Origin of the sequence: Pseudonocardia sp. EC080619-01, from assembly GCF_001420995.1 — a bacterium.
Lineage (GTDB): Bacteria > Actinomycetota > Actinomycetes > Mycobacteriales > Pseudonocardiaceae > Pseudonocardia.
On the sequence record NZ_CP012185.1, the window covers coordinates 21,615 to 46,896 of the forward strand.

Annotated in this window: 25 protein-coding genes; 11 read left to right on the forward strand and 14 right to left on the reverse strand. The window is 67.9% G+C overall.

What is annotated here, in order from left to right:
* Positions 1-84 precede the first annotated feature (84 nt).
* From AD017_RS28330 to AD017_RS28340, 3 genes are all read left to right on the forward strand, one after another.
* A complete protein-coding gene (locus AD017_RS28330) occupies positions 85-1,317 on the forward strand; it encodes a TetR/AcrR family transcriptional regulator (protein ID WP_082538531.1) in 1,233 nt (410 codons plus the stop codon).
* A 106-nt stretch (positions 1,318-1,423) separates the two neighbouring features.
* Positions 1,424-2,584 (forward strand): acyl-CoA dehydrogenase family protein, encoded by a 1,161-nt coding sequence (locus tag AD017_RS28335; protein WP_060576685.1) that lies wholly within the window; start codon positions 1,424-1,426, stop codon positions 2,582-2,584.
* 54 nt (positions 2,585-2,638) lie between these two features.
* A complete protein-coding gene (locus AD017_RS28340; RefSeq protein ID WP_060576686.1) occupies positions 2,639-3,430 on the forward strand; it encodes a coniferyl-alcohol dehydrogenase in 792 nt (263 codons plus the stop codon).
* Between the two features lie 416 nt (positions 3,431-3,846).
* Here AD017_RS28340 and AD017_RS28345 read toward each other — a convergent pair whose 3' ends face one another.
* The 12 genes from AD017_RS28345 to AD017_RS28400 form a co-directional block, all read right to left on the reverse strand.
* Complete coding sequence (locus AD017_RS28345; RefSeq protein WP_369822009.1) at positions 3,847-4,983, reverse strand: CoA transferase; 1,137 nt, start codon at positions 4,981-4,983, stop codon at positions 3,847-3,849.
* 71 nt (positions 4,984-5,054) lie between these two features.
* Positions 5,055-6,269 (reverse strand): acetyl-CoA C-acetyltransferase, encoded by a 1,215-nt coding sequence (locus tag AD017_RS28350; RefSeq protein WP_060576688.1) that lies wholly within the window; start codon positions 6,267-6,269, stop codon positions 5,055-5,057.
* A 55-nt stretch (positions 6,270-6,324) separates the two neighbouring features.
* The gene (locus AD017_RS28355) at positions 6,325-7,731 is read right to left on the reverse strand and encodes an aldehyde dehydrogenase family protein (protein ID WP_060576689.1); all 1,407 of its coding nucleotides are present in this window, start codon (positions 7,729-7,731) and stop codon (positions 6,325-6,327) included.
* A 67-nt stretch (positions 7,732-7,798) separates the two neighbouring features.
* Positions 7,799-8,662: an SDR family oxidoreductase gene (locus AD017_RS28360; RefSeq protein ID WP_060576690.1), complete on the reverse strand. Its 864-nt coding sequence runs from the start codon at positions 8,660-8,662 to the stop codon at positions 7,799-7,801.
* A 38-nt stretch (positions 8,663-8,700) separates the two neighbouring features.
* A complete protein-coding gene (locus AD017_RS28365) occupies positions 8,701-9,507 on the reverse strand; it encodes an enoyl-CoA hydratase-related protein (protein ID WP_060576691.1) in 807 nt (268 codons plus the stop codon).
* On the reverse strand, positions 9,504-10,298 hold the full coding sequence (locus AD017_RS28370; protein ID WP_060576692.1) for an enoyl-CoA hydratase/isomerase family protein: 795 nt from the start codon (positions 10,296-10,298) through the stop codon (positions 9,504-9,506). The genes AD017_RS28365 and AD017_RS28370 overlap by 4 nt, the downstream gene beginning before the upstream one ends.
* Positions 10,295-10,513 (reverse strand): hypothetical protein, encoded by a 219-nt coding sequence (locus AD017_RS28375; protein ID WP_060576693.1) that lies wholly within the window; start codon positions 10,511-10,513, stop codon positions 10,295-10,297. Before AD017_RS28375 ends, AD017_RS28370 begins: the two co-directional genes overlap by 4 nt.
* Before the next feature lie 10 nt (positions 10,514-10,523).
* Positions 10,524-10,991 (reverse strand): aromatic-ring-hydroxylating dioxygenase subunit beta, encoded by a 468-nt coding sequence (locus tag AD017_RS28380; RefSeq protein WP_060577425.1) that lies wholly within the window; start codon positions 10,989-10,991, stop codon positions 10,524-10,526.
* A gap of 83 nt (positions 10,992-11,074) precedes the next feature.
* Entirely contained in the window at positions 11,075-12,376 is a 1,302-nt protein-coding gene (locus tag AD017_RS28385; protein WP_193427378.1) for a Rieske 2Fe-2S domain-containing protein, read from the reverse strand.
* Between the two features lie 72 nt (positions 12,377-12,448).
* Positions 12,449-12,910 (reverse strand): MaoC family dehydratase, encoded by a 462-nt coding sequence (locus AD017_RS28390; RefSeq protein ID WP_060576694.1) that lies wholly within the window; start codon positions 12,908-12,910, stop codon positions 12,449-12,451.
* Between the two features lie 6 nt (positions 12,911-12,916).
* On the reverse strand, positions 12,917-13,108 hold the full coding sequence (locus AD017_RS28395; RefSeq protein WP_060576695.1) for a ferredoxin: 192 nt from the start codon (positions 13,106-13,108) through the stop codon (positions 12,917-12,919).
* A 23-nt stretch (positions 13,109-13,131) separates the two neighbouring features.
* Positions 13,132-14,385, reverse strand: a complete 1,254-nt coding sequence (locus AD017_RS28400; protein WP_060576696.1) for a cytochrome P450 — start codon at positions 14,383-14,385, stop codon at positions 13,132-13,134.
* Between the two features lie 152 nt (positions 14,386-14,537).
* Between AD017_RS28400 and AD017_RS28405 the strand changes: the two genes are divergently transcribed.
* From AD017_RS28405 to AD017_RS28430, 6 genes are all read left to right on the forward strand, one after another.
* A complete protein-coding gene (locus tag AD017_RS28405) occupies positions 14,538-15,335 on the forward strand; it encodes an SDR family NAD(P)-dependent oxidoreductase (RefSeq protein WP_060576697.1) in 798 nt (265 codons plus the stop codon).
* 122 nt (positions 15,336-15,457) lie between these two features.
* The gene (locus tag AD017_RS28410; protein ID WP_060577427.1) at positions 15,458-16,624 is read left to right on the forward strand and encodes an acyl-CoA dehydrogenase family protein; all 1,167 of its coding nucleotides are present in this window, start codon (positions 15,458-15,460) and stop codon (positions 16,622-16,624) included.
* A gap of 40 nt (positions 16,625-16,664) precedes the next feature.
* Positions 16,665-17,330, forward strand: a complete 666-nt coding sequence (locus tag AD017_RS28415) for a TetR/AcrR family transcriptional regulator (protein ID WP_227012961.1) — start codon at positions 16,665-16,667, stop codon at positions 17,328-17,330.
* An 831-nt stretch (positions 17,331-18,161) separates the two neighbouring features.
* On the forward strand, positions 18,162-18,791 hold the full coding sequence (locus tag AD017_RS28420; protein ID WP_060576698.1) for a TetR/AcrR family transcriptional regulator: 630 nt from the start codon (positions 18,162-18,164) through the stop codon (positions 18,789-18,791).
* A 34-nt stretch (positions 18,792-18,825) separates the two neighbouring features.
* Positions 18,826-19,668 (forward strand): enoyl-CoA hydratase-related protein, encoded by an 843-nt coding sequence (locus tag AD017_RS28425; protein ID WP_227012963.1) that lies wholly within the window; start codon positions 18,826-18,828, stop codon positions 19,666-19,668.
* 98 nt (positions 19,669-19,766) lie between these two features.
* Positions 19,767-20,177, forward strand: coding sequence for an SCP2 sterol-binding domain-containing protein (locus AD017_RS28430; RefSeq protein WP_060576699.1), 411 nt, complete (start codon positions 19,767-19,769; stop codon positions 20,175-20,177).
* Positions 20,178-20,226: 49 nt separating this feature from the next.
* Here AD017_RS28430 and AD017_RS28435 read toward each other — a convergent pair whose 3' ends face one another.
* Positions 20,227-21,378 carry an acetyl-CoA C-acetyltransferase gene (locus AD017_RS28435; protein WP_060576700.1) on the reverse strand — a complete coding sequence of 384 codons (1,152 nt, stop codon included), beginning with the start codon at positions 21,376-21,378 and terminating at the stop codon, positions 20,227-20,229.
* 47 nt (positions 21,379-21,425) lie between these two features.
* Positions 21,426-22,667 (reverse strand): NAD(P)/FAD-dependent oxidoreductase, encoded by a 1,242-nt coding sequence (locus AD017_RS28440; RefSeq protein WP_060576701.1) that lies wholly within the window; start codon positions 22,665-22,667, stop codon positions 21,426-21,428.
* Between the two features lie 167 nt (positions 22,668-22,834).
* Between AD017_RS28440 and AD017_RS28445 the strand changes: the two genes are divergently transcribed.
* Both AD017_RS28445 and AD017_RS28450 read left to right on the forward strand, forming a co-directional pair.
* The gene (locus AD017_RS28445; RefSeq protein ID WP_145986093.1) at positions 22,835-23,626 is read left to right on the forward strand and encodes an enoyl-CoA hydratase/isomerase family protein; all 792 of its coding nucleotides are present in this window, start codon (positions 22,835-22,837) and stop codon (positions 23,624-23,626) included.
* Positions 23,627-23,660: 34 nt separating this feature from the next.
* Entirely contained in the window at positions 23,661-24,866 is a 1,206-nt protein-coding gene (locus AD017_RS28450) for an enoyl-CoA hydratase-related protein (RefSeq protein ID WP_082539105.1), read from the forward strand.
* Positions 24,867-25,282 lie beyond the last annotated feature (416 nt).

Below are 25,282 nucleotides of genomic sequence, written 5' to 3' on the forward strand. Positions count from 1 at the left end.
AGTTAATATTAACTCGGCAACCGGGAGGCCGCGCTCTCGCTCCCGTCGCAGGGGCGGGAGGTCGGACCACCACCAGGAGGCACGATGGCCGGATCCGGCCCACGATCGGGGCGACGAAGCGCCGCACAGGACCGACGACCCGAACTCGCGGCGGTCGCGACCCCCTTGTTCCACGCCCGTGGTTTCCACGGTGTCTCCCTCGCCGACGTCGCCTCGCGGGTCGGCATGACACCCCCGGCGATCTATCGGCACTTCCGCAACAAGCAGGACCTGCTGCTCGGTTCGATCACCTACGCCCTCGACGGTGTCGAAAGCGCGCTGGACCGCGCGCGACACGCCTCGCTCGACGCGCTGATCCTCTGCCTCGCCGATGCCGCGGTCGGCCACCGCGAGCTCTGGGTTCTGCTGCAGCGGGATCTGAAGTTCGCCGACACCGACGCACGGGCGTCGGTGGAGGTCCGTTTCCGCGGCATCGTCGCTACGCTCGGCGAACGGATCGGTCAGGAGCGCCCCGATCTCGGAGCCGCAGACCGACACCTGGTCGTGACCGCAGTCCTGGCCGCCTTGGCGACCCCGTCGCTGTACCGACGCCCGGCGACAAAGGTGCACCGGCGAGATCTCGCCTCGATCGCCGCCGCCGTCGCACACACCCCTCTACCCGACCGGGGTCCGTCGTACTCGACGCCGTCGCGCACGGTCTCCACCACCCGCGAGGAGCAGGTTCTCGTACGAGCCATCGAGCTGTTTGCGGCTCGCGGATACTCCGCGGTCAGTATCGACGACATCGGCGCAGAAGTCGGCATCGCCGGACCCAGTATCTACCACCACTTCGCCACCAAGGCGGCCCTGCTCACCGAAGCGTTCAGGAGGGCCGCAGCACATCTGTCCACCGACCGCGTCCGTGCCGAGAACGATCCGCAACGTCGGCTCGACGCTCTGCTCCAGGGCTACGTCCGACTTGCACTCGACCATCGCGACCTCTTCGCCGTCTACATCGACGAAGCCGTCAACCTCCCGCGCGCCGATGCCCGGCAGATCGCAGCGACCGTGACTGCCGACATCGACCTCTGGGCGTCGACGCTGCGCGAGGTTCGGACTGATCTCACCGCATCGGCCGCGCGGCTGCGCGTGACCGCGGCACGAGGAGTCGTGAACGACGTCGTCCGCTTCCGACGCCTCACGATCCGCCCGCTCATCACCGACGAGATCAGGGCACTGAGCGCGGCCGCGCTGGGCGCAGACTGTGCGGACGATCGCACTTCGGCGAGCCCCAGGCCAGGACGACCGGCTCCGCGACACGAGACGCCGGCGCCGTAACGATCGCGGAGGCGACGCTGTCGGGCCACCACCCCGGACCCACGGCCTGGTGTGATCCCGGTCGGTTAATCTATTCTCTGTTAAGAACCTGACGAGGAGGTCCGGCATGCGGCGCACGCTCTACGACGACGACCACCGGCACTACCGCGACACCGTGCGGGAGTTCCTGGCCCGGGAGGTCGAACCTCACTTCCTCGACTGGGAGAGGGCGGGGGCCATCGACCGTTCGCTCTTCCCGAAGGCGGCCGAGGCCGGAATCTATGCGCTGGCCGTGCCCCCCGAGTTCGGCGGCTCCGGCGAGACGGACTACCGGTTCCGGATGGTGGTCAACGAGGAGATCGCACGCGTGGGCGCGACGTCTCTTGGTATGACCCTCGGGCTCCAGGACGATCTCGTCCTGTCCTACCTGCTGGACCTGACGACCGACGACCAGAAGAAGCGCTGGTTGATCCCCTTCGCACGCGGCGAGTCGATCGGCGCCCTCGCCATGACCGAGCCGGGGACCGGAAGTGACCTACAAGGGATCCGGACCTCCGCCAAGCGCGATGGCGACGGCTGGATCCTGGACGGCCAGAAGACCTTCATCTCCAGCGCGCTGAGCGCCGACTTCGTCATCGTTGCGGCCCGGACCGACCCGGACGCCGGATCGCGTGGTTTCAGTCTGTTCGTCGTGGAGCGGGACACGCTGGGCTTCCAGCGCGGCCGGCGACTGGAGAAGGTCGGCATGCACGGCCAGGACACCGGCGAGCTGTTCTTCGACAACGTTCGCCTCCCCTCCGAGAATCTGCTCGGCACCGAAGGGCAGGGACTCATGCACCTCATGAGCCACCTGCCCCACGAACGACTCGGAATCATCGCGTCGGCCTACACCGGCGCCCGCGCCGTCTACGACCTCACCGCACGCTACTGCTTCGAACGGCAGGCGTTCGGGAAGGCGATCGGAGACTTCCAGAACTCGCGTTTCACACTCGCGGAGATGGAGACACAACTCGACGTCGCGGAGACCTACGTCGACCGCTGCGTGAGCGCCTTCAACGCCGGCGAGCTCAGCGCCGTGGAAGCCGCGAAGGGCAAGTGGTACCTGAGCGAGTTGCAGAAGCAGATCACCGACCGCTGCGTGCAACTGCACGGCGGATACGGCTTCATGCTCGAGTACCCCGTGGCCAGGGCGTTCGCGGACACGCGGATCCAGACCATCTACGGCGGAACGACCGAGATCATGAAAGAGATCGTCGGACGCGACATCGCCGCGCGTTTCCGGGCTTGACCAGCGCACGCCGGCCGTGACCACGACCGGCACCACCCCACTGCAAGGAGAGTCATGGATCTGAACGGACTGCGTTGTCTGGTGACCGGCACGGCGTCCGGTATCGGCGCGGCGGTCGCCCGCCTGCTCGTCAACGGTGGCGCGAGCGTCGTGAGCCTGGACCGCAACACCCCCGACCTGGCGGTCGAACAGCACGTCGCGCTCGATCTGGCCGACCCGGCGAGCATCGATACGGCGCTCCAGGAGATCGACGGATCCTTCGATGTGCTCGCAAACGTGGCGGGGGTTCCCGGAACACTGCCCGGCGAGTTCGTCTTCAAGGTCAACTTTCTCGGCATGCGCCACCTGACCGAGTCGATGTTCGACCGGCTCAACCCGGGCGGGTCGATCGTCATCGTCTCGTCGACCGCTGGTTTCCAGTGGGCCGAGCGGCTCGACGTGATCAAGGACCTACTCTCGACCGAGTCATTCGACGAGGGCGTCAAGTGGTTCGCCGAGCACCCCCAGCAGGGCAACATCTACAACTTCTCTAAAGAGGCAGCCACCGTCTACACCCTGGCCATGGGTGGTGCCGTTCGTGAGATGAACGACCTGCGCATCAACGCCGTACTGCCTGGGCCGGTCGAGACACCGATCCTCGCCGACTTCGAGGAGAGCATGGGCAAGGACACCCTCGACGGGGTCAAGGCGTTCCTCGGACGGCATGCGACGGCCGACGACATCGCCCCAGCGATCGCCTTCCTCGCCTCTCGCGACTCCGCCTGGATGAACGGCACGACCGTGGTCGCCGACGGCGGCATCACCGGAGCGATGCTGTCCGGACTCGTGCCCGCACCTCAGATCTGAGCTCCCCGCCTCGACCGACAGTGGAATCGCCTGAGTGCGGCCACCCACGGGTGGCCGCACTCGGCGTCGTGCGATCACTGTCGCGACAGGATCCCGACCACCGACACCGACCGCAGCCCGCCCTCCGCCTCTGCTCCCCCGACCTGACCGTCCAAGGACGAAGACACCGACCTCCTCCATGGCCGTGAGGACCATCGCGGCGACGACGTTCTCAGTCTGGACGTCGCCGCGATGACGAGCGTGGCCGAGGTGACGGCATCCGAGCACCGATCAATGACGCCGGCGTCGCCGCGCCGCCCACCGCTGCCATGGCCGAGGCGGGAGGGCGCGCGAGAACCACTAGCAGGCGCCTTCCTGCTGATCGCGCCGTCCGTCCCAGACGACTGCGCGTCAGCGGCGCCCGCGCCCGACCCGAGTCACGGGCCGTCGATCACACCCCGCGACCGCAGCCGCCCGATCTGCTCCTGCCCGAGGCCCAGGACGTCGGCGAGTACCTCTTCGGTGTCCTGGCCCAGGATGACCGGTTCCCCCGCATTGCCGTGCTCGCCGTCCCACCGCATAGGCGAGCGTCCCGAGATCAACGTGTCGCCGTTCTCGACTTCGAGGGTCTCGAGCACCGGGTGCGCTCCGTCCTCGTGCGCCGCCACGACGTCGGCCATGCCCTGGTACCGACCCCACAGCACCCGTGCGGCGTCGAGTTCGTCGCGTACCTGCTTGCCCTGGCGGGCGACAAACCATGGCCTCAGTACCGCAGCGATGGTCTCCCGAAGACGGTAGCGTTCCGCTTCCAGGGTCAAATCGGCAGCGAGCGAGGCCTCGAGCGCATCGAAGACGGCGCCGGTGCCGGTAACCGACTTGAGGGCGGTCCACTGGCCCTCTGTCAGCGCGACCACCATCACCCGCTCACCGTCGGCGCAGGCAAAATCGACTCCGAAGCTTCCGTAGACGTGGTTGCCGTGGCGGAGTCGCCCCTGCCCACGGTCGGCGGATTCGGACAACCACCCCAGATTCGCGACACCGGCCAGCGCGACGTCGGCCAGCGCTATCTCGACGAACGCACCATCTCCGGAGCGCATGCGATCGTGAAGCGCTGCCAGAACGGCGGTGGAAACGCTGAGCCCGGTGACCAGATCCCATGCGGGCAGCACGTGGTTCACCGGTGTGCCACCCTCCTCCGGCCCGGTGATCTGAGGAATGCCCACCTCGGCGTTGACCGTGTAATCGACCGCCGGGCGGCCGTCGGGATAGCCCTGCACGCGTACATGCACAAGATCTGATCGGTGCTGGGTCAGCGCCTCGTTCGCCATCCACCGGCGGCCCACGACGTTGTCGATGAGGACACCGCGGTCCGATCCCGGAGCGGCGATGAGCGCGGTGACGAGCTCGCGCCCCTCGTCCGACCGCATGTCGACGGCCACCGACCGCTTCCCCTTGTTCAGCGAGCTCCAGTACAAACTTGACCCACCTGGGGCGAGCGGCCAGCGAAGATGGTCAGACCCTCCACCGACCGGGTCCACGCGGATCACCTCGGCGCCGAGCTGCGCCAGCGTCATGCCACCTGTGGGACCCGCCACGAAGCTGGCACATTCGACGACCGACAGTCCGGTCAGCGGCCCCGGCCGGGTCACGTGACCGCCTCGAAGACCGCCGCGAGCCCCTGCCCACCGCCGATGCACATGGTCTCGACGCCGTGGCGGGCGCTGCGGCGTGCCATCTCACGGGTCAACGTGGCCAGGATCCGGCCGCCGGTCGCACCAACCGGATGGCCGAGCGAGATCCCTGAACCGTCCACGTTGAGTCGCTCGAAGTCGCTCGCGGTGAACCCCCACTCCCGGGTGCACGCAAGGACCTGGGCAGCGAATGCCTCGTTCAGCTCGATGAGGTCGATGTCTTTGAGTCCGAGCTCAGCCGCGTCGAGTGCGCGGGCGACCGCGGGCACCGGACCGATCCCCATCGTGCGCGGTGGAACTCCGCCGACCCCCCAAGGAGACCAGCCTGGCCAAGGGGCCAGTCCGAGCTCGTGCGCGGTCTCGGGACTCGTCACGACGCAGACCGCCGCCCCGTCGTTCTGGCCCGAGGCGTTCCCGGCCGTGACGGTCGCTTCCGCGTCGTCCGCCCCGAGCACGGGTCGCAGCCGCGACAGTGACTCGACGGTCGCGTCCGGTCGGATGTGCTCATCGGCCCCGACACGGACCGTCGTCTTGCCGTCCAGGACCTCGATCGGCACGATCTCGTCGTCGAAGACCCCTGACTGCCGCGCCGCCGCGGCCCGTCGATGGCTGCGCACCGCGTACTCGTCCTGTTCCTGCCGCGGGATTGCGTACTCGCAGCGCAGGTTCTCCGCTGTGTCCAGCATGCCGCCGCGCACCGGATGCTGCCGACTGCCTGCGGTCAGTCGGCCCGTCGATAGGGAGTCGTGCATCATCACCCCGGGCCCGGCCTTCGCTCCCCACCGCAGGGTCGTCGAGTAGAAGGGCGCAGAACTCATGGACTCGGCCCCACCGGCCAGCACAACCTTCGATGCATCCGACTGGACCTGCATCGCCGCGTAGATCACCGCCTGCAAGCCGGATCCGTACCGACGATCGATCTGCAGGCCCGTCGCCGTGACCGGGAGTCCGGCATCGAGCGCCGCTACGCGTCCAAGTGCCGGTGCATCCATGGTCGGGTAGCAGTTGCCGAGAAGGACGTCATCGATCGTCTCCCCCGACAGCCCCGTCCGGTCGCGCAGCTCACGGATCACGGTGGCCGCAAGCTCGTGTGCGGGCACCGAGCGGAGCATGCCTCCGAACCCACCGACCGGTGTTCGGAGCGGCTCGCAGATCACGGCGTCGAGCACGAGGTCCTTCTTCAGCAGATCCCGGGCGAATCCGGGCGCCGCAACGTGTTCGGACTCAGAAGAACCGACGCAAGAGCGCCATCTTCCGCGGTCCGTAGGGCGGGTACATCAGGCTCGGGTCGGGCTTGGCCGGCTTGGCGAGGACGGCCTTGCGGTGGCTCAGCGCCTGGAATCCCCACTCACCGTGATAGGCCCCCATCCCGCTGGTGCCCACGCCGCCGAAGGGCAACTGCGGCACCAGACAGTGCATGGCCAGGTGATTGACCACCACCCCGCCCGAACTCGTCTCGGCCAGGACGCGCTCCCGGGTGGCCCGAGAGCCGGTGAACAGATACAGACCGAGCGGTTTCGGACGCGCGGTGACGAAGTCGATCGCCTCGTCCAGCGACCGGACGCCGAGCACCGGCAGGATCGGACCGAAGATCTCGTCGCCCATCACCGCGGAGTCCGGCGCCGGATCGACGAGCACAGTGGGCTCGATCGACAGTCCGCTGGCCCCGAGACGGCCGCCGGCCGCGAGTCGACCGCCGTGTCCGTCGAGCATGGGCGCCAACCGGTCGAGCTGTCGCTGGTTGACGATCGGCTGGGCGGCCGGCTCGCCGATCTGGAACTGTTCGAGAGCCTCGACAATTCCGTCGACGAGGCGGTCCTTGACCGACTCCTCAACCAGGACGTAGTCGGGCGCGATGCAGGTCTGACCCGAGTTCATCAGCTTGACCCAGGCGATCCGGCGTGCCGCAACGTCGATGTCGGCATCTGCGGTGACCACGACCGGGCTCTTCCCCCCGAGCTCGAGGACCACGGGGGTGAGGTGTGCCGCAGCAGCCTCCATCACCTTCTTGCCGATCGCCGGGCCGCCGGTGAAGAAGGCGAGATCGACCCTTTCCCCGAGGATGGCCTGGGTGACCGCCGCGTCGCCCTCGAGCACGCTGACGGCCTCGGGGTCGAGGTACTGCGGGATCAAGTGTGCGAGCAGTGCCGAGGTCGCAGGCGCATGCTCCGACGGCTTCACCACCGCCGTGTTTCCGGCGGCGACCGCGGCAACCAGCGGCCCGAGGGTGAGGTACACGGGATAGTTCCAGGGCCCGATGACCAGTACGACCCCGAGGGGGTCGTACTGGTAGAAGCCTCTACCGGGCAACATGCTCAGCGGCAGTGTCGTCGAGCGGCGACGCATCCACTTCCGCAGGTGGCGACGAGCGTAGGCGGCCTCGGCCGCCGTCGAGGCGATGTCGCCCAGCCATGCGTAGTGGGCGGGGCGCCCCAAATCAGCCGCGAGAGCCTCGGCCAGCTCCTTCTCCCGCTCACCGACCAGCCGCTCGATTCCGCGGAGCTGGCGTCGCCGCCAACTCAGCGACCGTGTGCGGCCCGTTGCGAACGTTGCGCGCAGTCTCGCCACCTCGCGCCCCGCCACGGTCGCCGGGTCCTGTGCCTCTGCCGACGTCGGCGCCACTGCCGTCATCGTCCTCTCCTTCGCGCTCGATGGACTTGAGTCGCCGGTCTAGCTGCCGACACGCCGACGGGTGGGTTCAGCCGACGGGGTTCACACCCGGAGTAGCCCCGTCGAGGTCGACGATCTCGGACCAGCGGTCGCCGACCTGCTCGATCGTAGGGACCTCGGCGAAGGCGACCCCCTTGGTCTGGAACTGGCGCACCCTGTGCACCTGTCCCCCGCCGGCGACGAGGACACTTCCGGATTCGTCGCACTCATCGGTGAGCAGATGCCCCACGACCGGTGCGACGTGAGCCGGGTCCAGCTTGGCGAGCAGGTCCGGTGTCGCGATGTCCTCGGTCATCCGGGTAGCGGCCATCGGTGCCACCGCGTTGGCCCGAATGCCGCTCTTGCGACCCTCGATCGCAAGAGTCAGCACGAGCCCGATCAGCCCGCTCTTTGCGGCGCCGTAGTTGGCCTGGCCGAAGTTGCCGTAGATGCCAGATGTCGACGTGGCGACGACGATCCGGCCGTGCTGCTGCTCCCGGAAATACGGCCACGCGGCGTGGATGACGTGGTAGCCACCGTAGAGGTGCACCTGCTGGACTGCGTCCCAGTCCTCGTCAGACATCTTGTGGAACGCCCGGTCCCGCAGGATGCCGGCGTTGGCCACGACACCGTCGATCCGCCCGAAGTTGTCCAATGCGGTCTGCACGACCGCCTGGCCGCCCTCGCGGGTGGCCACGCTGTCGTAGTTGGCCACAGCCTCGCCTCCAGCAGCGACGATCTCGGCCACTACCTGGTCCGCCGCCTCCGACGCTCCACCGCTGCCGTCGCGCGCTCCTCCGAGGTCGTTCACCACGACCTTGGATCCCGCAGCGGCCAGCACGCGGGCGTACTCCCGGCCCAGCCCGTTGCCACCACCGGTGACCGCTACGACGCGGCCTTCGACGCCTGCCATGTCCTCTTCCTTTCCCTAGCGAACAGTCCGCGCGCCGCTCAGCGCCCGGTGAATGTGGGGGCGCGCCGCTCGAGCACCGCAGCGAGTCCCTCACGCGCATCGGCGGTACCGGACAGCTCCGAGACCGTGCGGGCCTCCTCCGGAAGTTGTGCCTCTACCCTGCTTCCGAGCCCCGACCAGACGAGCCTCTTCGTCGCGCCGAGCGCGCGCGGTGCTCCTGCCGCCAGCGAGCGCGCAACCCTGAGGCTCTCGGCCTGCAACTCAACGTCCGCGACGACGCTGGTGATCAGACCGATCTCCAACGCGTCGGCGGCCGTGAGGGTCGGGTTCAGCAGGAGGATCTCCATAGCCTTCCGTACCCCGACAATCTGGGTGAGCGTCACCGACGAGCCCGCGTCCGGAGCCATGCCGACACGTGCCGCACCGGACATGAACTTCGCCGACTCACCGGCGATGACGACGTCCGAGGCACACACCAGGCCCAGGCCACCTCCACCGGCGGCGAACCCGTGTACCGCAGCAACGACGGGCACCGGCAGCCCCAGCAATCCCTGGGCGACGTTCTGCAACCACGCCGTGGCCTCACGCAGGTAGTCCGGCAGTGCCTCGCCCTTGCTTGCGAAGGTCTTGACGTCGCCGCCGGCGCAGAAGTTCGCACCCTCGCCGGTCAGCAACACGGTGCGTAGCTCGGGACGTCCTGTCGCGACCATCACCGCGTCGTAGAGGGCACGCAGGAAAGGGACGTCCATCCCGTTGGAAGCGTCCGGGCGGTTGAGCCGGAGGTGAGCGAGCCCGTCGTCGTCGATGCTGAGCAGGACAGGGCCGGAGTCGATCAGCTTCATCATGTCTCCTCTGCACGGGGCCGGCCGGTGAAGCGGCTGATTCCGGCCCCTGCGTCCTCGCCGCCGAGGTGGGCGAGGGTCGATTCGGTCTCCATCCGCAGTCCGTCGGCCAGAGGCATCTCGACACCACCGCGGATCAGCTGCTTGATGCGGGCGATCGCTCCCCGGTCCTTGGCGAGCAGGCCGGTGACGACGTCCTCCACCGTGGCCTCGAAGGTGTCGGCGTCTGCGGTGCGGTGCACCAACCCCCACTCAGCGGCGGTCGTGCCACTGATCCGCTCGCCGAGCAGGATGTGACCGAGCGCTCGAGGTAGCCCGACCAGCCGCGGAAGACGCTGGGAGCCGCCTCCGCCGGGGATCATCCCGAAATTCGCGTGGTTGTCGGCGAGCACTGCGTCCTTGCGCGCCACGGCCACATCCACGGACTGGACCAACTCAAACCCACCGGCCATCGCGTAGCCCTCGACGGCGGCCACGACTGGCACCGCCAACCTCCCGATCAGCTCGCAGGCCTCGATGAAGGTCTCGAACAGCGGGCGCAGGGCGTCGGGCCCTTCCTCGCGCAATCGAGATACCTCGTGGAAGTCGCCGCCCGCGCAGAAGTGACCGCCAGCCCCTCCGATGACGATCACGTCAGCGTGCGCCGCCGCCTCGTCCAGCTTCTTTCGCAAGGACTCGGCGAGGGCGACGGTGACGGCGTTGCGGGCCTCCGGCCGGTTGAGCGTGAGGTAGGCGACGCGACCGCGCTCGCGCTGCTCGATCCGGAGGAGTACGGGACTTCCCTCCGGGCTCATGCGTCCTCCCGCCAGCGATCGGAGGAGGGATCGAGCAGACGCCGAAGGTTCCCCTCCGGCAGCCAGACGATTGTCTCCAGTTCGAGTGCATCGAGAAAGCGCACGCGCCCGGTCTTGAGGTCCTCCACCCGAAGACGACGACTGTTGGCCTCATCGTCGATCCGGATCGAAACCTCGGCAAATTCGTTGCCGACGATGTCCGGGGAAATATTCATCGCCTCGTCCTCAGATCAAGAACGCGAGCGTCGCGATCGCTCGCGCATTGTCGACCAGCTCGACCTTTTTATAGGCCATTGCGATCTCGCCCTCGACCGTGCGCAGCCGATAGGTGTAGCGACCCGCCCAGATCTCGGTGCCCCGTTCACGAGACTCGACGAGCACGAAGTTGGCTCCGACCACGGTGTCCCCGTCCTCGACACCGAGGATTTCCACGTTCGACACCACTCGCCGCAGTCGCGACTTCGGCACCTGGGAGTGCCGGCGGCCCGTGAGGTACTGCCGGATTCGGGTCGCGATCCGGTTCCGGTTGTCGTGGATGATCGACATCTGAGTCATGCGGTCGGCGTTGTCGTTGTTGGCCGGGACCCAGTACAGGGCGTCCGGCGTCCACAGAGCCTCCCACTCCTCGTAGCGGTGCTCGTCGGCCAGACGAGCCTCGCGGAAGAGGAACTGCTCGACCTCGCGCAGATCCAGTGGTGGGGTGCCACATGTGGGATGGTCACCAGTGGCGTGCGTCGGACCGGTGGGGACCGCACCGACAGTCGTGCTCGCTTCGGTCACCGCACACGTCCTTCGGTCATCAGATGCTTGTAGTGGGACCAGAAGCCACGCATGCCGGTCTCGTCGGTCGCACCACCGATGGTCAGCCCACGCTCGTCGATCTCCTCGCGGTCGACGCCTCGGCGGACATCGAGCCACTCCGGCCGCAGTTCCGCGACACCGGCCTGGTTGCGCTCGTACATCTCGGTGTCGTCGGCGAGCAGCATGCCCGCGGGTCCGACCGAGCCGACGCACTGCTGCAGCATCCGCTTGTTCATCTCCGGGGCGCTCTTGAACTGCACCGCGGTGACGTGCTGAACGGTCAGGTCGGCGGCAAGAGGCTGGATCGCGAAGAGCTGGATCTCGGCGATGAACAGGTTAGGGAAGATCATGACGTGCGGAGCGCCCTCGATGAGGACTTCCTCCGCGCCGCTGTCGCCGTGCCTGTCGCGCATGGCCTTCACATAGTTCGGCACCTTCTCCTCGGTCGTGCCGAACCATCCGAGCGGCACCCCCAGGCGTCGGAACTCGGGGCGCAGGTCGTTCTCACTGTGGCCGTTGCCGAGGGCTCGCGTGACCGCGGTCGACTTCTCTCCGTACAACGCCCCGATACCGCTCTCGGCGACGCTGAAGATCGAGGCGTGCACGAACTGCGGGTGGTAGCCGTCGGTCTCGTTCTCGGCCAACAACTTCCAGTTCGCCCGCGCCCGGTGCTTGAGGAAGCCTGCGCTCAGCTCGATCTCGCCTTCGGGCGCGAGCCTCACCAGCCGGTCGATCTCCCCCTTGGCCTCACCGAGGTGCTGCTCCAGCGTCGGGCCGTCCTCGGCGAAGCTGCCGAACACGAAGCCCTGGTAGACACCGACCCGCGGCACCCGGCCAAGCCCCAGTTCAAGCTTGTTGCGACCTCCATAGCCCTGGTGGAACGGATAGCCCAGCATGTCGCCGTTGTTCCGGTAGGTCCAGCCGTGGTACGGGCAGCGGAAGCTGCTCGAGTTTCCGGCGTCGGCTTCGCACACCAGGTTTCCGCGATGGGCGCATCGGTTCAGGAGCAGATGGACCTCGCCGTCTGCGGTCCGCGTCATGATGACGTCCTGCGGACCGATCGACTTGCGCACGTAGTCGTTCGGCTCGGCGATCTCGCTGACATGACCCACGTAGACCCAGGTTCGGTACCAGATCTGCTGCAGCTCATCGGCGAAGATCTCCGGCGAGGTGTACAGCGACCCGTGCACCCGACGCGGCTGGATCAGCTCGTCGTACCGCGCGGCCGGACCGCTCGGCCTGCCGGCAGGCCCCACGGCGTCGGTGACCTCGGTCAGCGCCACGGTCAGCTCCTCTCTTCGATGTCGCGGCCGCGCCTGGCAGCCGCCGTCTGCTCCTCGATCACCTGATCAGGGGTAGAGCCGACCGACGCTCTCCGCGACGCACGCCGGCTTCTCGACGCCCTCGACCTCGATCGTCGAGGTCACGATGCTCTCCACGAACCCGTCACCTTCGCGGACGTCAGTGAGGGTGCAACTCGCTCGCACACGACGTCCGACCGGCACCGGCGTAGGGAACCGAACCTTGTTCAGCCCGTAGTTGATCCCCATCCGCACGTTGTCGACGGTGTAGAGCTGCGCCATCAGCTGCGGCAGGAGCGAGAGCGTGAGATAGCCGTGGGCGATGGTCCCGCCGAACGGACTGTCCCCAGCACGTTCCGGATCGACGTGGATCCATTGGTGATCGCCCGTCGCGTCGGCGAACAGGTCGACCTGCCGCTGATCGATCTCGACCCACTCGGTCGGGCCGAAAGACGTTCCCTTGGCCGCGGCGAGGTCGTCGACCGACGTGAAAGTCGTGCGCTTGCTCATCGTTCCTCAGTCCTCGAGGCTCAGGGCCTCGGTCGGGCAGGCACGGACCGCTTCCTGAAGCTCGGCCCGCTGTTCCTCGCTGCCCTCCTCCTTGAGCAGGAGCAGGGAGCCGTCGTCGTCGACCTCGAAGAAGTCGGGCGCGAGTGACTCGCACAGTCCCAACCCGGTGCACTTGTCGTAGTCCACGCAGACACGCACGGATGTTCTCCTCTCCGATGAGGTCAGAGTTCGAGCGTGCACGGCATCGACTTGACGCCGTCCACGAAATTTCCGACGAGCTGGACGGGCTCGCCTGTCTGCAGATTGGGCACCCGCTCGAGCAGCTGCCCGAACAGAGCCCGCATCTGGGTCTTCGCCAACATGTTCCCCATGCAGAAGTGCGGTCCACCCCCACCGAAGGCCACGTGCGGATTCGGATCCCGGCGCACGTCGAAGGTGAGCGGATCCTCGAAGACGTCTGCGTCACGATTGCCGGATGCGTAGTACATGACCAGCCAGTCGCCCTTGCGGATCTGCTGCCCACGGAACTCGGTGTCCCGGGTGGCGGTCCGCCGGAACGTCATCACCGGGCTCGCCCAGCGCACGAACTCCTCGATCGCGGTACCGATGGTGGCGTCGTAATCCTGCTGCAAGATCTTGCGCTGGTCCGGAAAACGCGTGAGTGCCTGCATGGTGCGCGAGATGGTGTTGCGGGTGGTGTCGTTGCCGGCCACCGACAGCAACACGAAGAACGCCGCGATGTCCTCGTCAGTGAGCTTCTCGCCGTCGACCTCGGCCTGCACCAAGTTCGTCATCAGGTCCGACCGGGGGTTGGCCCGACGGTCCTCCGCCAGGTCGATCCCGATGTTGATCAATGTGATGAGAGAGTTGTTGAGGAGTTCGGCAGGCTCCTTCCCCGCCCGGACGTCCTCGTCACCCCAGGAGACCATGCCGTCGGCGGCGTGCGCCGCTGCATCCCGACGCTCCGGCGCCAGGCCGCACATCTCGTAGATCGTCCACATCGGCAGACGACGCGAGACCTGCTCGACGAAGTCGCAGTCGCCCACCTCGATGAGGTCGTCGACGATCCGACGAGCCTGGTCCTGGATCTGGTCCTCGATCCGCTTGACCTGCTTCGGGGTGAAAGCCGCACTGACCAACTTGCGCAGCTTGGTGTGACGCGGTGCATCGGTGGCCAAGAACGACGACGCGGCCTCGAGGATGTCATCGGGAACGTCCTCGATCATCACCCCTTGCCCGGAGCAGAAGTCGACCGGGTTCTTGCTGACCGCCTGGATGTCTTCGTGGCGGGTGATCGCCCAGAACCCGGCTCCGTCCTCCTGGGGCAACATCGAGCCCTCGGCGGGCGGCTGCCAGCTGACGGGGCGCTCCCGCCGAAGCACACCCAGCCGTTGCTCACGCTGCTCGGGCGTGAGCGCCCAGAACTCGAGGGTGCCCACGGACACGGCATCGTAGGCAGGACGGGGGTGCGCCATTGCTGCTCCCTGCACGGTGGTGGAGGACCGGTTTTTAATTCCGATTCGATGCACGGTCAGGACACCACGGGACTCGCGCCCTGTCAAGCGACCAGCGATCACGCCCTCGACTGCTTAATCTTACGTCGAAAACTTCGGACGAAGGAGCTCTCATGGATCTTGGACATGCCGGCGCTCGCGTCGTCGTCACCGGGGCCGGCGCCAACATCGGCCGCGGTATCGCTCACGCCTTCGCCCGTGAGGGCGCCCGCGTGGCCGTCGTCGACATCGACTCCGCGCAGGCCGAGCAGGTGGCCGACGAGGTCCGGGGGCTCGGCGCGCCCGATACCGCGGCGGTGTCGCTTGATCTCACCTCGGAGGGCGCCGGTGAACGGGTCGCGGCAGTCGCCGAGCAGGCCTGGGGCGGGATCGACGTCCTCGTGAACAACGCAGGCTGGAGCCGACCCGGGTGGTTCACCGACCAGACCGATCGTGAACTGTGGCGCAGGACCGTCGATCTCAACCTCCTCGCCGCGGTCGACTGCTCCCAGGCGGCGCTGCGCCTGATGAAGCGAGCCGAGCACGGCGCGATCGCCTTCCTGTCCAGCGATGCCGCGTTCGGCGCGATCCGACAGGGCATCTACGGCAGCACGAAGGCGGGACTCATCTCGCTGGCCCGCACGATCGCCCGGGAGAACGGCCGGTTCGGGGTGCGTTCCAACGTGGTCGCCCCCGGCCTGGTCACGCCCCCGGAAGACACCTCCGTCGGAGAGCACAGCGTCTGGGCCGGCGGACCCGGGTCCTTGTTCACCTCCGACCAGGTCGAGTCCGTGCTCAAGACACAGGCCCTGCGTCGCCCCACCACGGCCGACGACATCGCCAACGCGGTCGTCTGGATCACCTCACCGACCGCGGCCCGCCAGGTGACGGGCCAGGTGGTCGCGGTCGGGGGCGGGTCATCGATGCCGTGACCTCGCGCGGGTGCGTTGACCCCGCCACCACGGTTCTCTAGGATGGATTAAAATTTGCGGTGGCGGACGACGACGTCGGCCTGCACGTCCCCGGGAGGACCACCGCCGGAGGAGGAGACCACATGCACGCCTCGAACATCGTCGCCGACAACGAGGAGCGCGCCGCACTGCGCTCCGCGGTGGCGAAGCTGGTCGGCCGTTTCGGGCACGGCTACTTCATGGATCGAGCCAACGCCCACGAAGAACCAGCGGAGCTGTGGAAGGAACTCGGTTCGGCCGGTTTCCTCGGCGTCCACCTCTCGGAGGAGTACGGCGGCGGTGGCGGCGGCATGGCCGACCTCGCGGTCGTCGTCGAGGAGTCGGCCGCCCAGGGCGTGCCGCTGCTGATGATGGTCATCTCGCCCGCCATCTGCGGTTCGATCATCGACCAGCACGGCAGCCACGAGATGAAGCAGCGCTGGCTCCCCGGGATCGCGGACGGATCTTTGAAGATGGCCTTCGCCATCACCGAACCCGACGCGGGGTCCAACAGCCACCAGATCACGACGACGGCCCACCCCGACGGCGAGGGCTGGCGCATTCGCGGGACGAAGTACTGGACCTCCGGTATCGACGAGGCCGACGCCGTGCTCGTCGTTACCCGGAGTCCGGAGGCAGGCCGCCACGGCCGTCATCCTCTGTCGCTGTTCGTCGTGCCGACCGACTCCCCCGGCCTCAGCTGGCAGCACATTCCCTCGGCACTGCGCCAGCCCGAGCATCAGTTCACCGTGTTCTTCGACGACGTCGCGGTCGGACGTGACACTCTGATCGGCACCGAGGGCAACGGACTCCGGCAAGTCTTCGCCGGGCTCAACCCGGAGCGCATCACCGCCGCCTGCATCAGCAACGGCATCGCGCGATACGCCTTGGAAAAGGCCTGCTCCTACGCCCGCGAGCGCGAGGTGTGGAACGTGCCGATCGGGTCGCACCAGGGAGTGGCCCATCCACTGGCCGAGGCCTACATCGGGACTCAGCTCTCGCGGCTGATGGCCTACCGCGCCGCCGAGCTGTTCGACCAGGGTCTCGATGCGGCCGAGGCATCGAACGTGGCCAAGTTCGCCGCGGCGGACTCGTCTCTTCGCACCCTCGATCAGTCCATGCAGGCGCACGGTGGCAACGGCATGTCCCTGGAGTACGGGCTCGCCGATCTGTGGTTCGTCGCCCGAATGCTCAAGACCGCGCCGGTGAGCCGAGAGATGGTGCTGAACTTCGTCGCGCAGCGCAGCCTCGGCCTCCCGGCCTCGTACTGACGAGCTCGGCTCCCGCACCACGACACCGAAGGAGTGGACTGTGGACCGCTCGCGTCGAATCGTCACGACGTCGGCGACCGTGGACGTCGAGGAGCCGGCCTCGAAGGCCGAACAGACCCGTAAACGGATCCTCGACGCGGCGGCCAAGGTCCTCGCGACGAAGGGCTATGCCGGCACGCGGCTGACCGACATCGCCGCGCTGGCAGGGGTCCGCGCCCCGGCCGTCTACTACTACTTCACCTCGCGGGAGCGACTCGTCGAAGAAGTGGTGACCACGGGCATGGTCCGCAACCTGGAGCACGTCCGCGCCGCTCTCGACGCGCTCCCGCCACACACCCCCGCCATCGATCGGATCTGTACTGCCGTCGAGGCGCATCTGCAGGTGGTACTACGCATCTCGGACTACACCATCGCCGCCGTGCGGAACACCTCGCAGCTGCCCGAGGGCATGCGCGCGCGACAGGTAGCGGCCCAGCAACGCTACGTCGATCTCTGGCGTGAACTGCTCGACGACGCCAGAGCATCAGGCGAGCTCGACCGCGAGCTCGACCCCAGGGCCGCCCGAATGCTGGTGCTCGGTGCACTGAACTGGGCGTGCGAGTGGTGGGACCCCCGGCGCGGCTCGCTCCACACCGTGATCACGACGGCGCAGATTCTGGTCCGCCGTGGACTCGTGGCCGCGCCTCCGGCCAGCCGGCCCACGTGAACCGACGACGCGAACAACGGCCGGACTCGACCACCGATCCTCCATGACAGCTCGATGCGCCGCTGCGGACACGATCACGCGGGCGTTCCCGACATCGCGTCCGCACAGTCCGACGAGAGGGGGCCGACAGGCCCTCACCTCGAGCGGCTGGCCGAGTCATCCGTTTCTGGACCTACCGAACCTCCGGCAGGCCGAGATGGTCGCATGCCAGAATCCTCGGATCTCCGGATCGAGAAAGTACGGCCGGACCACTGCGCCACCCGCCTCACGCTCGCTGTTCACGACCTCCAGGTGGCGGATCGTCGCGGACACGACGCCGCCATGTCGTCCAGGCATGTCCGCGACCACTGGCCGTACCACCAGCTCAACGACTGATGTCGACCAGCGCGGGGCCGGGCGCTCCCCACCCGGCCCCGCGCATCTCCTCGTTCTGCAACGAAGGTCTCACCATCGACTCAGCCGGTCAGCGCCCGGACCTGGTCCCGCCGACACATGTCAGGTACCGCCGCCACGGGGGACCCCGGCGACAGAGCCGCGACCGGATGGTGTCTGAACCCAGCTGCCGACGATGATCCCTCCGCGAGGACGGCTCCTCCGCCGGGGCAGCGTCGACATACCGGCCGGCACCGATCGACCTTCAGCAAGCTTGTCCGGGAGCGAGCCGAACGGACCGACCACGGTCCACCTCACGATCTCCTCCCGCCCGAACAGGGCTAACAGGGTGCACGGAGGCTGCGGTCTCCAGCGGAGCACCGCAATATTGAATCTACAGTAAAATACTGAAAGTGGCCGGGGCGCGATCGGGCGGATCCGAGGACATATTCTTGAGCGGTGACACGGAAAGCGACCACAGCAACCCCTGAGGTGGGCAATCCCGACTCGAAGTCTGCGCGGACCAGGACCCGGCTGCTCGACGCAGCCGCGAACGTACTGAGCCGCAAGGGGTTCGCCGGGACACGGCTGTCTGACATCGCCGAGCTCGCACAGATTCAGGCGCCCGCGATCTACTACTACTACCCCTCTCGGGAAGACCTGATCGAGGCCGTGATGGTCACCGGCGCCTCGACGATGCGGGAGCACATGACCGAGGTCCTCGACGCACTGCCGCCGTCGGCGACCCCGGCCGACCGCATCTCTGCCGCCGTCGAGGCCCAGCTGCGGCACGAGTTGGAGCTGTCGGACTACGCCCGTGCAGTCATCCGGAACTTCAACCAGATCCCGGAACCTTTCCTCGCCCGGGCGACTGAGCAGAACAACCTCTACCAGGGACTCTGGCGTCGGCTGATCGAGGACCTACGTGATGCAGGCCAGCTCCGACCCGACGTCGAACCCTCCATCGCCCGCATGCTCGTGCTCGGCTGCTTGAACTGGACCGTCGAGTGGTGGGACGCAGAACGCGGTGACATCGACCGGCTCATCGCCGTCGCGCAATCCATGGTGCTGCACTCGCTGCGCCCCTGACAACAGATTCGAACCACGGTTAGACTCCTTCCGGATGGCGATGCCGCGACCGCTGCCGCTGCAGCTCGAGGGAGGCGACGAGATGACATCAGACGAACTCATCCGCTACCGGGTCGAAGATGGGATCGGCCGGATCGAGCTGAACCGACCGGCCTCGCTCAACGCGTGGACTCCGCAGATGGGCCACCAACTCCTGGCTGCCGTGCGGAACGCGAGCGACGACGAGGACGTGCGGGTCGTGCTCGTGACCGGCGCCGGCCGCGCCTTCAGCGCCGGGGCCGACGTGAAGGTCGAGCGCGACACGACCCCCGATGGCGAACTCGACCTGTCGTCCTGGCTGCGCGACATCTACAACCCCGTGGTCCTAGCGGTCCGGGAAGCGCCCAAACCCTTCGTCGCTGCGGTGCAGGGGGCCTGTGCCGGGCTCGGGGTCTCGCTCGCATTGGCGTGCGATCTGGTGCTCGCAGCCGAGGACGCCTACTTCCTGCTCGCCTTCGTGCGTATCGCCGTCATGCCTGACGCTGGCGCGACCTCGTTCCTCGCCGAGCGGATCGGCATCACCCGGGCAAACGAGCTGTGCATGCTCGGCGACAAGCTCCCGGCTGAGAAAGCGGAGCGCTGGGGTCTGGTCAACGCGGTCCACTCCACCGCCGATCTTCACGATGCCGCAGAAAAGCTGGCAGGCCGCCTCGCCGTGTCGCCGACGGTGGCGATCGCGAGCATGAAACGTGCGCTGAACACCGCGTGCCACACCCCCCTGGTCGAGCAGGTCGAACTCGAAGCAACCCTGCAGCAGCGGCATGCGTCGACCTTCGACTACGCCGAGGGCCGGGCCGCATTCATGGCGAAGCGACGGCCCGAGTTTCGCGGCGCGTGACCACCGCCTCTCCGATTATTGACTACAGACTAAAAACCTGTGAGCCTCTGTATGGCCGGTCTGTCGACCGGTCCGAACATCACGAGAAGGAGGCATCGATGCCCGGCTTCGCCGACGAGGACGAGCTGTACAAGTACGTCGGAGCGATCTTCGAGAGGGGATTCGCCGACGATGAGCTCGGTCCCAAGATGGCCGCCACCGCCATGGTGTTCGAGACCAGGTGCACCGAGCCGGAAGCGTCGATCGTCGTCGACATGGCCGGGAAGAAGGTCCACCGGGGAGGCGATGCGGGCCGACCGACCCCGGATGCCGCTCTGCTCATGACCACCGAGACGGCCAACGCCTACTGGCAGGGCAAGGTCAATCTGCCCTTCGCGATGGCACGGAACAAGATCAAGGTCGAGGGTGACGTCGCCAAGCTGCTGTCGCTGTCACCACTGGCCAAGAAGCTGTTCCCGCAGTACGTCGAGATCCTCGAAGCCGACGATAGGAGCGATCTGCTCCTCTGATCCACGACGGCCACGGAGGTCCCGGCTCGAAGCCGGGACCTCCGTCGTCTCAGAGCCGCTCGATGATCGTCACGTTGGCCTGGCCACCGCCCTCACACATGGTCTGGAGCCCGTAGCGGGCACCGGTCCGCTCCAGCTCGTGGAGCATCGTGGTGCACAGCCGCGCCCCGGTGGCCCCCAGAGGATGCCCGAGGGCAATGGCGCCGCCGTTGGGGTTGACACGCTCGGGGTCCGCCCCGGTCTCCTTGATCCACGCCTGGACCACCGACGCGAACGCCTCGTTGATCTCGACGACGTCGATGTCGTCGATGGACAGCCCGGTCCGCGACAGCGCGTACGCGGTGGCGGGGATGGGCGCCGTCAGCACCCACGTGGGGTCGTCGCCGCGCACCGAGAGATGGTGCACACGAGCCCGAGGGGTGAGTCCGTGCGTCCGGACCGCGGTCTCAGACGCGATCATGACCGCGGCTGCTCCGTCCGAGATCTGGCTCGAGACAGCGGCGGTCACCCGCCCTCCGTCGGCCAACGGCTTGAGCTCGGCCATCTTCTCCATCGTTGTGTCCCGCCGCGGGCCCTCGTCGGCGGAGACCTCGCCATAGGCGATGATCTCCCGGTCGAACCGGCCCTCGTCGATGGCTCGAAGCGCTCGGCGATGGCTCTCGAGCGCGAACGCCTCCATGTCCTCTCGGCTGATCGACCACTTCTCGGCGATCATCTCGGCTGCGCGGAACTGCGAGATCTCGGCGTCGCCGTAACGGGCACGCCATCCGGCGCTGCCGCTGAACGGGTCCCCATCGCCGTAGGTCTCGCCCGCCTGCCAGGCCGACATGATCGGATAGCGGGTCATGTTCTGTACACCGCCGGCGATCACAAGATCGGCGGTCCCCGACATCACGGCCTGAGCCCCGAAGGCGATCGCCTGCTGACTGGAACCGCACTGCCGGTCGATGGTGACTCCGGGAACGCTCTCCGGAAGACCGGCCACGAGGGCGCACGTCCGCGCGATGTCGCCTGCCTGGGCCCCGATCTGATCGAGACAGCCGTAGATGACGTCCTCGATCGCAGTCGGGTCGATCCCCGTCCGCTCGACCAGATGACGGATCGGATGTGCTCCGAGGTCCGCGGGGTGTTCCCCGGACAGACCCCCCTTCCGACGTCCGACAGGCGCCCGGACGGCATCGACGATGTAGGCCTCACCCATGAGTTCCTCTTCTCGTTCTGGTTGCGGAGTACCCGACGGTCGGGGCCTCAGGCGCGGGCGGCCGCGGCCGCGTTGCGCTTCTCGGCGAACTCCAGCGCGTCGGTCCAGCTCGTCCCGCGGCCGATCTGGACGCGGTACTTCATGACATCGGCTCTGCGGTCCAGCGTGAGTGCACCGGTGAGCCGGTCCCCCGTCCGGTAGAGCGCGACGAACTTGCGATCCTCCACCGAGCCCGACACCACCCGGATCTCGTCGGCGGCCGCGACACCTACGAACTGGATACGACTGTCGTACCAGTCGGACCAGAAGTAGGGCACTGTCGAGTAGGGCATCGCCGAGGCCGGGTCGAGCGCGTTGCGCGCGGCCAGCCCACCCTGCTCCGCTGCGCTCGTCCAGTGTTCGATCCGCATCAGCCCGCCGGTGGGCAGGTCGGCGAAGACCGGGTTCTTCCAGCGCACCACGTCGCCCGCGGCGTAGACGCCGGGCAGGCCGGTGGCCAGCGTCCCGTCGGCCAGCACCCCGTTATCGATCCCGATCCCCGATGAATCCAGCCACTCGGTCTCGGGGATCGCGCCGACACCGGCGACGACGAGATCGGCGTCGATCGAGCTGCCGTCGGTGAGGCGCACCCCCGTCACCCGGTCTGCGCCGATCAGCGACTCCACGCCGACTCCGCATCGCAGATCTGTGCCGTGGTCGGTGTGGAGCGCCGACAAGGCGGCGCCCATCTCCTCACCCACCGACCGGACCAGCGGCGTGGCCTGCATCTCGACGATGGTGGCGGGGAGCCCGCGCTTGCGTGCACCCGAAGCGACCTCGGAGCCGATGAAGCCGGCACCGACCACGACGGTGCGTGCTCCGGCCTGCAACGCAGACCGTACGGCCACGGCGTCGTCGAGAGTTCGCAGTGTGTGCACACCCGGAAGGTCGTCGCCGGGCAGCCGCCGTGCGCGCGCACCGGTCGCGATCACCAGCGCGTCATACGGGATCCTCCGGTCCGCGACGTGAAGCTCGCGGGCGTCTCCGTCCAGCGCCGTCGCGGGCGCGCCCAAGACAAGCTCGGCACCCAACTCGTCCCGGAGGTGGGCCTCCTCGCGGAACTCCACCGCAGGAAGGTCGCCCTCGTCCAGATACGCCTTCGACAGTGGCGGACGGTCGTAGGGCAGATGGGACTCGGACCCGACCAGCGTGATCGCACCCTGGTGGCCCGCGTCGCGCGCAGCCTCGACGGCACGGAGCCCGGCGAGCGAAGCACCCACCACGACCAAGTGCGGGTCGTCGGTCGTCATCACGAGCCTCCTCGATCGTTGATTTGAATTTAGACTAAAAGCTGTATCATCGCGCCGTCAACGCGGACGCCCGAGGAACTCCCACCCGTGGAGCTCCCGGCCGGTCCGGACACCGCACCCGTGGGCCCCGACCGGGGTTCCGGAGATTCGAAACCGGAGTGGACACCATGAACGAGGACCGGGTCCGGCTCACTGTCGTCGCCGGCGTGGCAGAGATCCACCTCAGTCGGCCCGCCGCCGGCAACGCCATCGACCCGGAGATGGTGGAGTCGATCGACGAAGCCGTGCGCGCGGTCGAAGCCGACGACACGGTACGCAGCGTCCTGGTGACCGCTGCCGGGCCGGCCTTCTGCGTGGGCGGGGATCTGAGGTTCTTCCGTGACCGGATCGACCGCCTCCACGAAGACCTGTCTTCGATGATCGGAACTTGGCACCGCTCGACCCTGCGCCGACTCTCCGAGCTGCGAGTACCGGTGGTCGCGGCAGCGCGCGGTGGGATCGGCGGCGGTGGGCTCGGCCTGCTGTGGGGAGCCGACGTCGTCATCGTCTCCGACAACGCAAAGCTAGCCACGGGTTTCACCCGGTTGGGGATGACCGGCGACGGCGGCAGCACCTGGCACCTCCCGCGGCTCGTCGGAATGCGCAAGGCCCAGCAGCTCGCACTGCGATCGACGCCGGTCGAGGCCGAGGAGGCTCTGAAGCTGGGGCTGGTCTCCCAGGTCGTGTCCGACGACCGTCTCGAGGAGACCGCCCGGGCCGAAGCGGTCGAGCTGGCCTCCGGCCCGACGTGGGCCTACGGACGCATCAAGGACCTGCTGCGCGAAAGCGGCGAACGAACCTACGCCGACCACCTGGTCGCAGAGCTCGACGCCATGCTCGACGGCGCCGAGCGCTCCGACATCCGCGAGGGCGTCATCGCCTTCGTCGAGCGCCGGCGCCCCGAGTTCGACGGCAGATAAGCCACCCATACGACCCGAGGACGGAATCACGACGATGCCCGACAGCTCCGGCACACACACCCCGACAGCAGAAGAGCAAGTCCGTCGCCTCTACCCCGCTCTCGCACGGGGCGACCGCGACGAACTCTCCGCCATCCTCCACCCCGACTTCGTCGGCGTCCTCGCCGAGGGAATGCCGTTCGGGATCGGCGGGGAACACCGTGGCGCCGACGAGATGCGCCGACACGGCTGGGGCGGGATCGCCCGCCACTTCGCCGCAGGTGCCGAGCCCGAACAGGTCGCCCGGCTGACCGACGACAGAGTGCTGGTCACAGGACGCTACCGAGGCAAGGGGCGTCGAGGAGGCAGCACGGTCGATGCCGCATTCGCACACATCGTGACCGTCGACGACGGACTGATCACCGCGCTGGAGCAGTACACCGACACCGCGCGTTGGGCAGCAGCGGCTCCGCCGTACTCGACCATCGACGTGCGCGTCACAGACGGCATCGCGTCGGTCACGCTCAACCGTCCCGCCCAGTTGAACGCTTTCGACGCGCCGATGGGCGCAGAGCTGGCTCGAGCGGTGGAGGTCATCGCGGCCGATCGATCGGTCCGTGCCGTGGTGCTGGCCGGCTCGGACTCGGTGTTCAGCGTCGGCGGGGACCTCTCTCTGTTCACCGACAGTCCCCCCGACGAGCTATCCGCCCGCCTGCGCTCGCTCACCGACCTATACCACCCGGCGATCGAGCGGCTCACCGCCATGGACGCCCCCGTCGTGGTCGGAGTCCACGGCGCGGCCGTCGGCGTCGGCCTGGGCTTGGTGTGTGCCGCCGACGTCGTCGTCGCCGCTGACGACGCAATGTTCGCGACCGCCTACACCGGCATCGGCATGACCGCCGATGCCGGGGTCTCGTGGTTCCTGCCCCGACTGGTCGGGCTCCGCCGCGCACAGGAGCTGCTCCTCACCGGGCGACGACTGGACGCACGGGAGGCCCTCGACTGGGGGCTGATCACCACCGTCGTCGCCTCCGCGCACGTCGACGAGGAGGTGCACCGGATCGCGTCCCGACTGGCTACCGGCCCGACACGCGCATACGGGCAAGTGCGACGCCTGCTCCGCAAGAGCTTCGACAGCGGCCTGCGTGACCAGCTCGCCGCCGAGCAGGACTCCGTAGCGGTGGCAGGAGCCACACACGACCTGCGGGAGGGCGCGCAGGCATTCGCCGAGCGACGAACTCCGTCCTTCCGGGGCGAGTAACCGCGATGAGCATCGACGACCACAGCACACCTATCGACGAACGAGCCACCCTCGTCCGGTCTGCGCTGTGTGATCTCAGATTCCCGGCCGCACGCTGGCGGATCCTCGCCGAAGCAGCACATCGGGGCCTGTCTCCGCTGCAGTGCCACCACCTCGGCACCGACCTCCCCGAGCGCGAGTTCTCGAATCTGACAGAGGTCGTAGCCACGATCCTGCGGCAGTCATCGCGGCCCGACATACGGGAGGAGGCCCTCGCGGTCCGCCGGGCAGAGCTGAACAGCAATAGAGCACCCGGCGTCGGCCGCCTTCGGTAACGCCACCCGCATCGGCGTCGAACTCGCTGCAAGCTCGGCTCGACGGGACCGCCGTGACCATGATCTCATTCGGATTCGAAATCAAAAACCGGAGAGAGGTCG